Here is a 14,782-nt window from a genome sequence, read left to right on the forward strand (position 1 = left end):
ATTTATAATCTTGAAATCTATGTTACACTACATATCCTAAAGGCTTGTTTATGATTATATCATCGTTGTATTGTAAATTATTCCCTCTCTTCTTTCTTTTTTCTTCCTCTTTTCTTTCTGTTCAATAGGAAATTCAGATAGATACTTGGCTTGAAACTGGCAATCTTTTTAGCCGGAATATCAATCGGAGCAAATGTACTAGGGTTCATTCCTTTTCTCGCAGCTTTTTGTTTCACTGAGAATGTTCCAAAACCAATCAAAAGCAGCCTTCCATTTCTTACCATTTCTTCGGTAATGATTTCTATTACTGCATTTAGCACTTTTCTTGATTCAAACTTGCTTAATCCTGTTCTTTCCGCAATAGCATTTGTTAATTCTTTCTTATTCATGTATTTACAGTTTAAATATTACTCAATATATTATAGTTCTTATACAATTTATTGTTCTGCTTCCATAAGGATTGTCATTCCTATTTCTTTGGCTATTAAGTATTCTATTCTTGCTCCTTTGGAGGCTTGCCAGTTGTTAAGCAAGAAGATAGCTTCGCAGTCAAATAGGAGTTTTATATCATCCAGCATATACTCTTTCCATGTCTTTCCCTCAATCGGTGTATTAACTTTTATAGGGTTAATAGGGATATATCCTTGTACAGTCAGTGCTTTTTCTGCTTTATCAAATTTAGCTTTGGCTTCCTCTACTCCTAATCCTGTAATTTGTCCTGAAATGTATATTTTCATTAGATTCTGTTTATAATTTTACATCCATTGTCTAATAAACATTTTCAAGAATTGTTCCGTTTTTGCATATTATGACGAGGCGTCATATCTTGTCATACAGCATGGATACTTAAAGTGGTTAGAAATAGAGGATAGGGATTGTTGAATAGTATTTCTCTATAAATCAATTCTTTATTCTTTGTAAATCACTTTAAATAAAGAATTTCTGCAATATTCTTTATATGACGTTTCTGTCATATGTTATTCAATTTAAGTATCAATTTTTTATTTTATCTCTAATTTGGGATAGGATAAAATCGGCATTATGTTCTTGATTAAGAAAAATCTGCATCATTGCTTTGATTTTCTTCATTTGTTTACCTAACGCTCCTTTGGTCTTGTTTGAGTAAAGAGATATATCTTTAATTTCTTGCTCAATGCTTCTCAAATCGAATTTGTGATAACGGATAATGCACCATAATCCATAGTCTACAATATTGTTTATTTGTATGGTATTAGATTTATGTGAGGTATCTGCATCAAATATCTTGTTGAATAAAGATAGTAAGATGTTTTTGTTAGTGTTCATTACTGAATGGAAATCTGTGTTGGAGATTTCTAACTCCTTCATTATTTTTCTTTTATTCTCTAATTTTATCTCAAATCGGGTTTTACCTTGAAAATAGTTGAGGATTGATTGCTCCGCACCTGTTTGCTTTAGGAATGTCTTATTCCTATATAATGAAATTTCTGCTTCTTTATTATAGATGGTTATTGACTCTCTGCAATCTACAGCTTTTACATCTTTAGTGAACAAAATTCCATCTGTGTATCTGTGCCATTTATATCGTCTATACTCTCCATTATATTGGTTGAGTCTATCAAGTATTTCACTAGTCAATTTTAAATCTACATCTTTGGTTATATGTAGCTTATTGAAATAACAGTTCTCAATAATCTTATCAATATCTAATTTGCAAATATTAAGGTTTTCAATGTTGAGTAAGCATTGCCGAAATGTTTGTGCGGAGATTAATAGTGGATAGTCTTTGAATAATATTTTAGATGAGAACTCTATCGTCATTCTTTTAGATTTGTAATTCACTCTAATATACAATTGAAAAGGAATTATATCTGTGTGTTTACGAGAATGAAATTCTACTTTTCTTGCTTCTCCACTGGCTAAGTCTATATCATTATCAAAGAATTCATCATTTACATCGGATATATACTCACTATAAGTAACGAATCTAACTGTGTCAAATGTAATTGTCTTGTCTAAATTGCTCATATTAACTTTTATAATATTTATTAGCAAGGTTGCCTGATTGAATTCCAAAACCCAACTTGTTAGAGCGAATACGGCAAGAGCCAGACTATGAATAGCCCAGCTCTTTCTCGTAGTAATATTTTGACTTCGGCTTTTAGCGGTGTTCTAAGTAAGCCGAGTTATCGTTTTGGATTCTTCCAAATAAGTATTAAACTTGCTATGCTGACAAGATTCTCTGAAACCATGAGGCATAAAAAGCAAATCGTTTTTTGTAGTCAGATGTGCTCTTTTACATGGTTCATGCAGTAGTTTATACTCTGACCACTTTAATATCTTTACCCCGGTAGGCTCTTCTGGTGATGTGCTTATATGATATATTGGCTCTTTTTTGTTTAATAAGACCCTCAATATGGAATTAAAACTCTTAGATGACCAAATTGTGATGTTTGTGTCCGACATTTCTATAACTTCTCCGTTAGGAATCGATAATCTATCGGATAAGATATTGAAGAGCCATGCAGTCTCTTTGTCGTTTTTCTTCTCAGAGGTAAAAAAATCACAATTACTGTTTATTGAGTAACACCGTGCTACCTTTTCTTTGCACAGTACATCTAGAATTTCTTGAATGCTCTCACTCTTTGATTTACTTTTGTTGTTCATAACTTAAAAAAATGAAATTAATAATATGGTTAATTGTTGTTAGTCAATGATTTAATGATGTAATCGCATAGGTCTAATCCACCAGCTCTTTCTTCTTCAGTTGCATTATCCTCTAATACGTCGTTTATAGAGTAGCTTGCAAAGAAGATATGTTTGGATATACCTTCAACTTTAGCTTTCCATTGCTGGTAACATCCTAAGTCGGGAAAGAAAATAACGTGCCTGTGGGCTAATACCTTGCATTTTTGTAAATTCAATCCTCCTAATCCTCCACTTGCGATGCAAACTAAATCCGGAAATATAATGGAGGCTACTATGGCTGTTTTTTCACTTTCAAAGACGGCAACAATCGCATTAGGATATTTTTTAAGTAAATGTTCTCCATAGAAACATTGCTTTAGTTTGAAATCAGCTTTTAGCCTATGCTCTTTCTTTAGGTAGTAATGAACCCAGTTTATCATATTAGGTCTATTTTCATCCTTGATTCTCTTTCCTGTTTGTTGATTATAAAGCATAATTTTTCCTGTACGTATTTGGTTGTTATAATCTCTCTGCCAGAAAACTACTGCTCCATTGATTCTATGCGAACCACCTAAATCGTATTTTTGTACAACGTCTTTGATTGCTTCTATGCCATAATGAGGGTCATTTCCTATTAATTTGAAAAGCCATATGGTAAATGTGTTAATGTATCGTTTATTCCACATTGATATCTTAACGTATTTTTCATCAATTATATCATAGTCTTTTTCATTGATATTAATTGGGGATTTTGGCTGCCTTTTTTTTCTGTACAGTTCATTCCTTTTTGTTTTTTCTTCTGGATGTTCTTGGAAATGTATTTTAGGGGGCTTATGAAAACCGCATTTGATAAGTCGATTGCACTTTCCTACATCTTCTGCAATGTATTCCATTGTAGTATTGTCTATATATCTTTTAAACTCACGTTTTCCACAGTTGGGGCAAATATGTATGAAACTAGCGCCCCTTCTGTTATCTAAAGAATAGCGATATTCTTTTTCCATATTCAAGATTATCATTTATTATCGTCATTATCGTAATGCTCCATACTGTGGTTATTACGATAATGACGATTTAAGTTATTAATTTTGTTTTTCTATAAATACTTGCCGTGCTTTCCCACCGATAGCTTCTACTTTAAATTTCTGTTTTTTAAGTAGTCGGGAAAATACTTTGTAACCAACTGGAATAGTACGAGTACGTGAGCAAAAGCTAGCATACTCGTCATACAGAAACTTTAACGCCATATAGCTCTTAGTACTATGAGTGTAATTTTCATATTCGAGAAATTCGGATAGAGGATTTACTTCTTCTACAAATTCGTTTAAGATTTTGTCGGAAGCAGCACATGGGGAAAAACGTTTTTGTTTGAGAATTTTTTGGAGACCTTCAAGTACCATATTAAATATGCCGGGGAGGTCAGTTTCGCAAATTTCTTTAGCAAGGTTTACGTTTACATCTTTGTCTTCTACCGTTATAGTGAATTTTAGAATTAAAAATCTACGAAGTAATCCTTGGGTATATTCAGAGCTTTCTTTAGGCAATTGGTTGGCATTATACATTTGTTTAGCATAATTGCACATCGTAATATGCTGCTTTCTAATTGCCCGTGCGTATATAGGCTCACCCGAAGTCATTTTTTTTAGTACGATGGGGTCATATCTGCCCCCAATGTCACTACCATAATTTAGTAGCTTGTTATGCAAGTCTATTCTGCAATATCCTTTATCCTTTGTAACCTCTTCTAGTGACAAATTGCATACATTTTCTTCACCAAATAATTTTCGTACTATTTCGTAGATAACAGATTTACCGTTTTTCCCTTCCCCGAGAAGTAAAAGAAATTTTTCTAGTTTTAAGTATTTGGTTAAGGTATATCCCAAATATTCAAATAAGATAACTTGCGATTCTATATCCGGAAGCATCTGATTTAAGAATGTATAAAATTTATCACATTTTGCATTTGGATCATAATCATACTTTAGGCAATAGGTCAATTTATCTTCTGGTCTATGTTCTCTAAGAATTGCGCCCGTTTCGTTCACTTCCAATGTCCCGTTGCGGAAATTGACGAGTACTGTTTCACATTTGGTTTCAGAAGAATCTTCTGGGGTGTAAGCTGCAGAGTGCAGTTGGTTATATAAGCGATCTCTTGTGCGATAGAATTGTGAATCAATGGAATCATAGTTCATTGCTTCTGCCACTTTTCCTAGAAGATATTTAGCTTCATTTTCTTCAAGATTCTGCCAATACACTCCGTTATATATGAATATCTCTCCTTTTATAATTGTTATATTGCGGTTATTTTGGTCAGCTATCTTTTTGAATTCGTCTATTGTTATAACTGTTTTTTGTATTACATTGGCTTTTTTACCATCCGGATTATTTGCAATCGCATCAAAATCGATGGGACGAGCGCAACTGATTAGATGTTCTATAACTTCTTCTGGACTTGAAGAGGTCGGCAGTATAGTTGGCTGAGTAGCTTGCTCAAAGTTCTTAATACTTTGAGTTACCATTTCAAGCATAGAAGTTGATTGTTGTTTAGTATCCATATCCAAGCCCTTCTCCCACGTTTAATTTGACTAAAGTAGCTTCAACTTCCTTTGCTTTGAAGAGAGAACGTCTACCAATTTTGTAACATACCAGAATCTCTAAGTTCACCCACCGATGTAAAGTTGAATAAGATATGTGTAAAAGTTCGCAGACTTCTTGTCTACTCATATAAGTATTAGTAGTGGATTTTTTTGTTGCTCTCTTCTGGGCATCGGCTAACTCTTCTTTGATAGTATTCCTTACCTGTGAACCGAATTGGATCATCAGTTCTTCTGGGTCTTCAAGAATAAAGATTTTCTTTTTCATCTGTTTTCTATTTTTTATTATTAATCGTTTTGATTTGAAGAGTTGCGCAACTTCAACGATGCAAAGGTATGGCAAAGTGCAGGTTTACAGGGGATAAGCTTATTCCGTAAAATGGCTGGTTTATTCTGAATTTCGTTAGTTTTATTCTGAGGCAAAAAAAAGGTTTATGTAGAAGTAAGTCGAATGCTTTAGGTAAGTATTTGATTTATAGAAATAAAAATGGCATACTGTGTGAGGATATGCCATCGTGTAGTTTATAAAATGGAATGTCGTTAGATTAGGGGTATTTTGCGATGAAGCCATTTATTTTTGTTTGCAAATCATGGCTCAATCCTTTTTTCTGACGATACTTTTCTTCAAGAATGAATCGAATAAACTCCCGTACTTTTGGATTTTCTGTATCCAATTTATCCAGTAGTTCTATTACTTCTATCCAATTATTAGTAAAAGGTGTTTCTTTATAACCCATTGTAGGAGAACGGAGATATTTTTCTGCTGTACTGTAGGTGGTTCCAACTAAGTTTCTGGTAAATTCAACGAAAGAAACTTCTTTTGTGTCAACATCTAAATAGTACTCAAATAAAGATTTGATAATATAAACTATTTGTTTTGTATCTATTTTATTGACTGAGGAATCTGTTAATAAAGACATGGCATTTCCAATGTGTTTTTGTAGCAGAATATACCAATGAATTAAGGTTTGATTAGTTAAATGTGAGATTAGCTCTTCGGAGAATCCACATAGCTTGCTGTTAAGCAGTTGAAGTTTGCTATTTAATAAGGTACTAAAGTCTGTAATTTCTTTCTTTTCAGACTTTGCGCATTCATACAATTCTTGGAATATTTCCTTGTCTGTAAAGAATCTGAAAAAATCATTTTTATATTTTTGATTTTTAATATGGGGAAATTCATCTATTCTGTAGTATCCGTTTTCAATTATGTTCTTTTTTAGGGGAGCGTTTAATGCATCATATCCAAGTATTTGTTTATGCTCTTCAAGAAGATACTTCTCCATCAAATCTTCGCATGACAACTTATAAAGTAGATTTCCATCGTAATATATCTGTTTGTTAAAGAGTTCAAAAGAACAGATTTCTTCATTGCATTGTTGATACCCGTTATTACTTATGAAATCCTCTATTTTTTCTTTGGAGAAGAAGCCTATTTGAGAAGTAATCATAAAAAAATCAGCATCTAAATGTTGTATTGCCAATTTGAAACAATCAAGGGAAATTTCAAGATAGCCCAGATACTCCCATACTGACTGTAGAGGGAGTTTTATTTCTTTCTTGGGAAATTCTGCCCCATCATACTTTAGTAGTTCTTTTAACGTTGTTGAATCCATAATATAATATTTTGTTCTAAGATACTGTACTTGCTTTAAACCATCAACATTTTGGTTGTAAAACTAGATTGTTGATCTGAAAAAATCATGATTTAATAGCATTTTTGCATTTTCTTCCTTGGTTATTCTAACGTAACGCATGAAGCTACTCTCGGTTTTATGTCCTGTAATCTGCATGATTGCTAAGGAGGGGATCCCCTTCTTTGAAGCGTTGGAAGCAAAACTTCTTCTTGCTGTATGAGATGTTACCATTTCGCATTTTTCATAGGTAACTTCTTGCCGTATTCCTCCTTTTGTTTCCATTATATTAATCTTTTCAGTAATTCCAGCTTTGCGACATATCTTTTTAAGCATACGATTAGTTGCTTGGTTACATTGTATTACAGGGGGCTTATTGCCATATTTCTCTAAGATGATTTTTACAACGGGATGAATTGGGATAACAACTTTTGTGGCTGTCTTTTGAGTAACAATTGTAATAGTCTCTTCTTGGAAATTAATATGCTTTGCTGCAAGACGGGCAATGTCACTATATCTAAGTCCTGTATAGCAACTTATTAGAAAGCCATCTCTTACCTGTGCTTGATTGTCTGGGAGTTCTAAAGTATAGAGTTTCTCTAATTCGCTTTCATTCAGATAGATTGATTCGGCATCTTCACGAAACGCTTTGAAATCTTTTTTCTTGAAATCATCATTGATGGTATATCCATTCTCGTTTGCATATCTCATAAACACTTTGATGTTTTTTATGAATTTACCGATTACACTAGGGCGATACAACCCACGAGAGTGCTTGGTTTCGTTTAAATAACTAACAAAGTCATTATAGAAGTCCATATTAATAGATTCTAAAGTTAATTTCACGTTACGATCTTTTGAGTATCTTTTCAATGCACTTTGCGTTGAAACGTAGTTTCGTATTGAACCCGGAACTAGCTTTGCCCCCTTATCATTTAAAATTGAACCCTCTCTGCATAAGGTTATGAAGAAGTCAATATAGGAAATGAAATCTGTAAAGGTGCGTTTGCTTTCTATTTGCACTCTATTCAGCTCTTTCATCATTTCAGCTTTCACTTGGTCTGCCATTGGTTGTATGTTGTGTAACTTGAAGTTTTCCATTACCCAAATGAAGAGATTAAGTGTTCTTTCTATCTCTTTATTGATATTACGCAATTGTACCTGCAATAATGGATTTCCTTTTAAGTTTGGATTCCGCTTCGGATCTTCGATTGCTCTTCCTGTGGCGTTATCCCAATGGCATGGTTTGATTTTGTATTCAGCCGGAAGGTGAATGTTTAATCTTACCTTATTAATAAATACACGCATTCTTATTGCGGAGAACTCTGCATTAGAGTCTTTAAGAGAGAATTTAGGATTTGCTACGGTGTAGCATGTTTTAATTTTAATCATATATTCAACGTATTAATTATTCCATTATTACTTTTCAAGGGTCGTTCCGTTACATTCTTATATGACGAAGCGTCATGAGTGATTTTCTGCTGCTTTTTATCTGATTGCAGAATATGACGCTCTGTCAAATGATCGGACCACTTGTCAGTAACCTGTTCACAAAGATTGCACCTCCGTAGCGTGCCAAAGTGCTTACTTTGTCTATTAAATTAAACTTGTATGATGTATAATTGTCAGATAATCAATGTGATGTGTTGTCTTGTACTAATAAGTTAAAGAGTTAAGAAAATACAATAGAAATACACCTATTAACATTTCTTTGTTATTGTGTCAATTTGACACTAACTAGAAAACTCTTTATGTCTTTATGGCAGAAGCCCTTGTTTGATAAAAAAAGCATATTAAATTAATGTTTAGGTATAAGTAATCTATTCTTTTGTGTCACAAAAGTTGAAATTCTGGTTTGTTTTTCTTAACTTTGTATATTGTTATAACAAAAATATTATGATAATGAAAGGGTTGGATTTAAAGCTTGCTAACGAGATTCGTTTAAAACTTATAGAGTGTGCTGCTCAATCAAAAATTATATGCTATAGTGATCTTGTTCCTAATGTACTATGTGACAATCGGCATATGAATCATTTGAGTAAAATTTTAACTTATATTTCTGAGGTAGAATGGGAAGATAGAAAACTGTTATTGTCTTCTCTTGTAGTGCAAAAAGATACAAAAATTCCAGGTATTGGATATTTTGAATTATGTGCTAAATTAAATGTTTCAACAGATTATAAAGAAATGCAAAATAAGTGTTTTGAATTTTGGAGAAAAGAGGAAAATAGAAATAACTTTAAATGAGGATTTAGATATCTTTTATTTAAGATTATGAATTATACTATGTTGGTATGCTATATTTACAAATTGTAATTTGGACATTATTAGTTATTTTAGGGATTTCTTATATTGCAACTTTAATAACACCCTTAAATACAGCGGAAAAGGATGCGAAGATAAGTTATTTATATCTTTTGTCTTGTGTTTTATCATCTGCTATTTTTGTTCTATTGAAAGAGCTGTTTTTGATAGATACGGCTGTTTTTGTTTGGAAAATTTTATCTATTATTCCTCTTTGCTTAATTCTAATAATTTGTTTTTTTTACAAAAGAAAGAGTGTTAATAATATTTTTTCATTTCTCGGGGTTCTGTTATTGGGAATTATTCCTTTCCTTATAAATCTTAACATAACTCCGTCGGAGGTGTTATTGCCATCGTTAAAGAATACATATTCGTTAGATGTTATAATAATATCATTTGTTGCTTTTGCTGCTATACTTTTATATATGGTAGCTCGACTTTTGATAAGAAAGAATCGGACAATATTGGAGTCTATTGAACATTTGTCTAATATTGTAAAAGATGCTGAGAATCTTAATTCTAGCAGGATTGAATCTTTTAGAAGTCCATATGAGAAAATGTTATTAGAAGAGTTAACTTCAGTTACAAATGATTTTAGGAGAACTTTACATAAAACCTCGTTGGATTTAAGAACTTTAACCGATGTTTCTTCAATAGTCAGACAGGGGAATAATAAGCAATATGATGATGTTCGTCCTTTATTTTATGAGATCAAAGGTGAAATAGAAGAATTAAAAGATGCTTTTGCTACTTTTTCATCATACAAAGATTCTAAATTTGATATAGCTGGGTTTAACAATTTAGATATAATAAGAGAGTTAAATCACTTTCTTGCTACTCCTTTTTCATCGATTGTAACTAATGGGGAATTGCTAAGAAAGCAAATACTACAGAAGAAAAACATAACAAGTGCAACATTATATATTGATAGAATCATTAGTAGTGTTCACTTATGTCAATGTGTGATTAAGGCATATCGTGAAATAACACAGGTTTCCAACTCTTTTGTAGATTCATCTCAAACCATAAAGCAGGGTTTATCCGCAGCTTTTGATTTATTTCAATTAGAATATGCTAAGCCAAATTTGAATTTTCAAATTGAAGCAAATGATACAGTACCAGGATATTCTAATAATTTAATAATATCGTTAATGTCGCCATTATTGCAAAATGCAGTATGTGCGTCTCCTGATTATGGATTTATAGAAGTTGCTATTAAGGAACAAGGTAGCTTCTATAGTATAACAATAACAAATATATGTATAGATAAACCAGATGCAAAGTTGTTAAATACGGTAGGTTATTCTTCTAAAGAAAATCATACAGGTACAGGTCTGCTAATTGTAAGGCATCTTCTTCAGTTAAGAAAAAGTGGAGAGTTGAATTTTGAGATTAGTGATAATAAGATTACTTTCGAAATAAAGCTTAATAAAATATATGATAAGTAGGGAACCGGAAATATTGATAGTTGATGATGTTGAAGTTGCTGCTAATGATTTTGCAGCATTGATAAAAGCTAATTTACGCTTCAATGTAATTGCAGTTAGTACTTCAGTAGAGGCTATTGAAGTTGTGAAAAAACACAATATTAGAGTTGTGGTTTTAGATCAAGTTATGCCGGGAAAGAAAGGAACCGACTTGTATAAAGAAATAAAGAATATAAATCCGTCTATTAAAGCTATTATGTTGACAGGAGAGGCTTCCAGTGATGAAGTTGGGCTTGCTATGCGACTAGGCTTTTCTAATTATTTGAATAAAGGAGAAATCTTGAAGTTGCCGGAAATTGTATTAAGCTTATATATTCAATATGAAATAGATATCTTAAAGAAATATTCTCTAGAAAAATCAGTTTTACTTTATCGAGATTGGAAACAACTTTTTAGCATAAAGTATCTTCTTATAAATGTATTTCCTATAAATGGAGATATCATTAGGGAAGAAGAAAAAGAAGTAGTTCTTGATATAGTAGTTGGACAAGATATAGAAGATGCTAAGAGGTATAAGTATGAAGATACAATTAAGTTAGAAAGTTCGCTAGAGAGTAAATTGCAAGCAGAAATGAACCTTTCTGCTGTTGGAATTCGAGAAATGAAGTCAAAAATTAATTCTGAACTTGTTAGTAAATATAGTAAATCATACACATTTGCTTCTGAATATGTTAAGGAGTCTCAGCAGAAATTTCGTTTACCTGAACAACCTGTAAATCCTGATGTGAAGTATATTTTGAGAAGGGTTATTGAACGTTCTCCTGTGTACAAAGAATTTCGTGTCATAATAGCTAGACAATGTTTGTTGTGTAAAGATGTAAAAATTTATACCACAGTTGTATCTAAACAGACAAATCAGTTTGCTTCTAAACAAATAGACTACTTTAGTGATAATACTCACGTTGTCACAAATTTGGGGATTCATGGTGTTTATGAAAATTGATTTATATAGTTTATGTATTTAGGGCTTCTGCCCAAAAAACTTTTTATTTTCTATTCTATTTTGCATTGTGGGTTTTTATATGTTTTTTTAATTGTTCTATTTAGATTTATAGTAATGGAAGTTTTTATTGGCTCATTATTGCAGGGACCAATATAGAGACCGTTTTAATAATCTATAATGAGTCTTTGCGTTACTTAGTGAGATGAAGAGTTTGTTTTTCTAATCCGGGCTAAAGAAATAAGAGGTTGCAGGGCATATCATTAGATAACAGCATTTAGTGACCGCCAGGAACCTCGAAGAAACTCCGAAATATCTATTTTGATATTTCGGAGTTTTCTATTTCTAATAATGTAAAGGGGATGCAGGAGCAGTAGAAAATCCGTGGAGATTTTGTTTGATGTAATAATACAGTTTGTACTTGTGCTCCTTCCACCCTTCCGAACCCTCCTGTTTATAAGGGATAGCGGGTGGAACCCCATATCGCAGACTACAATTCCGGTAATTCCAATGACGCACCTCAACTTCCCAAACCTCACACCTTAGCTCCTCAAATGCCTGTGGTTTGCAGGACAAACGTCCGTGGTTAAGGGAACTGAGGTGTGAGGTTTGGGAAGCCGAGATGCGTCATTGGGGGAGTAAAAAGCAGGTTCCACCCGCTATCCCTTATAAACAGGAGGGTTCGGAAGGGTGGAAGGGGTACAGGTGCAGATTGAAATCCAAGAATATTCTCTGTTTTGATGTATATCATAATTCATTTTGATACACGTCAAAATGAACTATGATATACATCAAAAACAGCTCTTTGCCGGCTGAATACTTCTTGCACAGAATGTATATATGCTTATCCCCGCTAAATTTCTATTGAGCCCGTTTAGAACATCGGTAACTGATAGATGAACCCTACCGATACCCTGCTTGTAGAGTAATTGTTTTGTCCAAGTGCTTTGGCACGAGCTGTGAAATCATATGAGCGTCCTACATAAGTAAGGAAGAAGTGTAAGTTTGTATCCATAGGATAAAACTCTACACCGGCAAAGTAACCCCATGCAGTGCGGTATTTACCTTTTTCTAAATCTCCTTGTTGTTTGGAGAGCGAAGCCGTTTCGTACATTCCTTTTACAAAAGCATTCCATTTCGGCAGGAAGCGATAGTTCAACTTGGTTACCATTGAAAAATAGCCGACATCGGAAGCGTTGTGTCCCTCCATACTGCCTGTTATTCCCGTCATGATTCCTTTGCGGTCAATGCTTTCTTTGGAATACATGAAGTCGAGGAACATATTGAACTTGTTTAAATTTAATTCATTACCGAATGCGTAATAATAAAGATACTTGTCCTTTGCTTCATTCATAATGGAGGCAGACCAGCGTGTCTTGAAGACGTCATTGAAGTTACCATTCCAGTTCAGTGTGTATACAAGCGGAAGTTTACCGGTTTCTATTGTGGGGAGTTCACCTTCTTCTGTCTCAACTCCATATGTTTTGTTGAAAGAACCGTTACGGCTATCCAGAATTTGCAGATTCAACTGTTGATGGGCATTAATGTCATAGCCGATGTTCAAGCCGGTCATGAAGTTGCTCATGTTCTCAATCATATCGCTATATTCATATATTTCGATAGGATTCAAGTCGAATTCGATACCACCGTATGCGGTACATTGTTTGCCGGCGAAGATGGAAAATCCTTTTCCAAGTTTTACACCAATTCCTGCAATATCAATCGAAGTAGGTAGGTTATCTATATTACCGCTGCTGTCATTCGAGCGGTTTAACCGTTGCCTGTACCGGTATGAAAGCCAATGATTGATATTTCCTTTGGCTTCAATGCGAAGTTGCTTCATTTTAAAAGCTCCTTCTTCAAAGCCGTCGCGGAAATTTGCGTCGAAACTACCTTGCATATTGAGGAATAAGTTGAATTTATCCTGCTTTTTCTTTACGTTGGTGAGTTCTTCAAACAGAGTTTTATTCTCAAGGAACTTCTCACTCTTCTTCGCATCTTGAGCATACGTATTTTGTACACAGCCCGCTATCAAGAGTATAAATGTTAGTTTCTTTATCATTTCTATCTGTTTTTAGTATTCGTTGAAGTATTCCTGAATTTGTTTCCAATCATTGGTTTTGGTTAATGCAAGCATTAAAAGAACGCGTGATTTCTGGGGATTCAATTCTTGTGATGCGATAAACTGGTATTGTGCATCGTTTACTTCTGCGTCAAGGGAGGTGGGGCCAGTTGGCACTCTTGATGAGCGCACTACAAGGATACCCTTCTTACGTGCATCCATTAATACGGGGAATATATTTTTGTGGATGTTTCCGTTGCCTACTCCTGCGTGGATAATACCTTTATATCCGTTATTCAGCATTGGAGTTACCATGTCAGCTTCAATATTCGAATAGCTGTAAACGATTCCTACTTTGGGAAGTGCATTCAAGTTGGTAACATCAAATACAGACAGGATTGTATGTTTCTTTACCGATGACATATTATAGGTAACTTTACCATTCAGAATGTATCCGAGTGCACCGGCATTGGGAGCCTGAAATGTTTGTACGTCAACGGTATTCATCTTCAATACACTTGTCGCACCAAGTATACTTCCGTTCATTGCCACTAAGACACCCTTCCCTTTAGATTCTTTTGCTCCGGCCACTACAACGGCATTGTATAAGTTGAGAGGTCCATCAGCGCTGATGGCAGTAGAAGGACGCATGGCTCCGACTAAAACTACCGGTTTGTCGCTTTTAACCGTCAGATTAAGAAAATAGGCTGTTTCTTCCATTGTATCAGTTCCGTGAGTTATTACAATCCCGTCAATATCAGAGCGTTTCAGTAGTTGGTTGATTTTTTTTGCAAGGGTTAGCCAAACATCATCGTTCATATCTTGTGAACCTATCTTAACGATTTGCTCACCTGTTACATTAGCTATGTTTTTCAGTTCGGGTACGGCATCAAGCAGGGTTCCGATTGCTACTTGTCCGGCTGTATAGTTAGTGGCTGTTGCAGATGTGCCTGTTCCGGCAATAGTTCCACCGGTGGCGAGGATATGGATGTTAGGCTTCTGTTGTGCAAAAGCCATTACTACAGAAAACAGTAGCATAGCGGCTACCATACTAAGTCTTTCTAATTTTTTCATAACTTTAATTGTTTAAATTAAAA

The 14,782-nt window shown here is 33.9% G+C and carries 13 protein-coding genes; 3 read left to right on the top strand and 10 right to left on the bottom strand.

Going from position 1 to position 14,782, the window contains the following annotated elements:
- Positions 1–77: 77 nt before the first annotated feature.
- The 8 genes from KG118_RS06500 to KG118_RS06535 form a co-directional block, all read right to left on the bottom strand.
- Entirely contained in the window at positions 78–389 is a 312-nt protein-coding gene (locus tag KG118_RS06500; RefSeq protein ID WP_021936435.1) for an HU family DNA-binding protein, read from the bottom strand.
- Positions 390–437: 48 nt separating this feature from the next.
- On the bottom strand, positions 438–737 hold the full coding sequence (locus tag KG118_RS06505; protein ID WP_021936434.1) for a DUF4406 domain-containing protein: 300 nt from the start codon (positions 735–737) through the stop codon (positions 438–440).
- Positions 738–993: 256 nt separating this feature from the next.
- Entirely contained in the window at positions 994–2,007 is a 1,014-nt protein-coding gene (locus KG118_RS06510; protein ID WP_117711444.1) for a hypothetical protein, read from the bottom strand.
- 668 nt (positions 2,008–2,675) lie between these two features.
- Positions 2,676–3,671, bottom strand: coding sequence for a DUF6371 domain-containing protein (locus KG118_RS06515; RefSeq protein WP_147331368.1), 996 nt, complete (start codon positions 3,669–3,671; stop codon positions 2,676–2,678).
- A gap of 78 nt (positions 3,672–3,749) precedes the next feature.
- Entirely contained in the window at positions 3,750–5,222 is a 1,473-nt protein-coding gene (locus tag KG118_RS06520) for a DNA primase family protein (protein ID WP_032577546.1), read from the bottom strand.
- A complete protein-coding gene (locus KG118_RS06525) occupies positions 5,212–5,529 on the bottom strand; it encodes a helix-turn-helix domain-containing protein (protein WP_016267079.1) in 318 nt (105 codons plus the stop codon). Before KG118_RS06525 ends, KG118_RS06520 begins: the two co-directional genes overlap by 11 nt.
- Positions 5,530–5,806: 277 nt before the next feature.
- The gene (locus tag KG118_RS06530; protein WP_016267080.1) at positions 5,807–6,874 is read right to left on the bottom strand and encodes a hypothetical protein; all 1,068 of its coding nucleotides are present in this window, start codon (positions 6,872–6,874) and stop codon (positions 5,807–5,809) included.
- A gap of 63 nt (positions 6,875–6,937) precedes the next feature.
- Entirely contained in the window at positions 6,938–8,284 is a 1,347-nt protein-coding gene (locus KG118_RS06535; RefSeq protein ID WP_016267081.1) for a site-specific integrase, read from the bottom strand.
- A 510-nt stretch (positions 8,285–8,794) separates the two neighbouring features.
- Between KG118_RS06535 and KG118_RS06540 the strand changes: the two genes are divergently transcribed.
- Genes KG118_RS06540 through KG118_RS06550 form a run of 3 tightly spaced genes read left to right on the top strand, consistent with a single transcriptional unit; the run spans position 8,795 to position 11,626 of the window.
- Complete coding sequence (locus KG118_RS06540; protein ID WP_016267082.1) at positions 8,795–9,139, top strand: hypothetical protein; 345 nt, start codon at positions 8,795–8,797, stop codon at positions 9,137–9,139.
- A gap of 47 nt (positions 9,140–9,186) precedes the next feature.
- Entirely contained in the window at positions 9,187–10,644 is a 1,458-nt protein-coding gene (locus tag KG118_RS06545) for a GHKL domain-containing protein (protein WP_016267083.1), read from the top strand.
- The gene (locus KG118_RS06550; protein ID WP_016267084.1) at positions 10,634–11,626 is read left to right on the top strand and encodes a response regulator transcription factor; all 993 of its coding nucleotides are present in this window, start codon (positions 10,634–10,636) and stop codon (positions 11,624–11,626) included. The genes KG118_RS06545 and KG118_RS06550 overlap by 11 nt, the downstream gene beginning before the upstream one ends.
- An 871-nt stretch (positions 11,627–12,497) precedes the next feature.
- On the opposite strand, the gene KG118_RS06555 is transcribed toward KG118_RS06550, so the two are convergent.
- Complete coding sequence (locus KG118_RS06555; protein WP_117711482.1) at positions 12,498–13,682, bottom strand: porin; 1,185 nt, start codon at positions 13,680–13,682, stop codon at positions 12,498–12,500.
- A 15-nt stretch (positions 13,683–13,697) separates the two neighbouring features.
- A complete protein-coding gene (ansB, locus tag KG118_RS06560) occupies positions 13,698–14,759 on the bottom strand; it encodes an L-asparaginase 2 (protein ID WP_117711445.1) in 1,062 nt (353 codons plus the stop codon).
- Positions 14,760–14,782: the final 23 nt, after the last annotated feature.

Source organism: Bacteroides propionicigenes (assembly GCF_018390535.1).
GTDB lineage: Bacteria > Bacteroidota > Bacteroidia > Bacteroidales > Bacteroidaceae > Bacteroides > Bacteroides propionicigenes.

Excerpts from the sequence above, each read along its gene's own strand:
- KG118_RS06500 (WP_021936435.1), bottom strand. The coding sequence starts at position 389 with ATGAATAAGAAAGAATTAACAAATGCTATTGCGGAAAGAACAGGATTA.
- KG118_RS06515 (WP_147331368.1), bottom strand. The coding sequence starts at position 3,671 with ATGGAAAAAGAATATCGCTATTCTTTAGATAACAGAAGGGGCGCTAGT.
- KG118_RS06505 (WP_021936434.1), bottom strand. The coding sequence starts at position 737 with ATGAAAATATACATTTCAGGACAAATTACAGGATTAGGAGTAGAGGAA.
- KG118_RS06525 (WP_016267079.1), bottom strand. The coding sequence starts at position 5,529 with ATGAAAAAGAAAATCTTTATTCTTGAAGACCCAGAAGAACTGATGATC.
- KG118_RS06520 (WP_032577546.1), bottom strand. The coding sequence starts at position 5,222 with ATGGATACTAAACAACAATCAACTTCTATGCTTGAAATGGTAACTCAA.
- KG118_RS06545 (WP_016267083.1), top strand. The coding sequence starts at position 9,187 with ATGCTATATTTACAAATTGTAATTTGGACATTATTAGTTATTTTAGGG.
- KG118_RS06540 (WP_016267082.1), top strand. The coding sequence starts at position 8,795 with ATGAAAGGGTTGGATTTAAAGCTTGCTAACGAGATTCGTTTAAAACTT.
- KG118_RS06535 (WP_016267081.1), bottom strand. The coding sequence starts at position 8,284 with ATGATTAAAATTAAAACATGCTACACCGTAGCAAATCCTAAATTCTCT.
- KG118_RS06510 (WP_117711444.1), bottom strand. The coding sequence starts at position 2,007 with ATGAGCAATTTAGACAAGACAATTACATTTGACACAGTTAGATTCGTT.
- KG118_RS06550 (WP_016267084.1), top strand. The coding sequence starts at position 10,634 with ATGATAAGTAGGGAACCGGAAATATTGATAGTTGATGATGTTGAAGTT.
- ansB (WP_117711445.1), bottom strand. The coding sequence starts at position 14,759 with ATGAAAAAATTAGAAAGACTTAGTATGGTAGCCGCTATGCTACTGTTT.
- KG118_RS06530 (WP_016267080.1), bottom strand. The coding sequence starts at position 6,874 with ATGGATTCAACAACGTTAAAAGAACTACTAAAGTATGATGGGGCAGAA.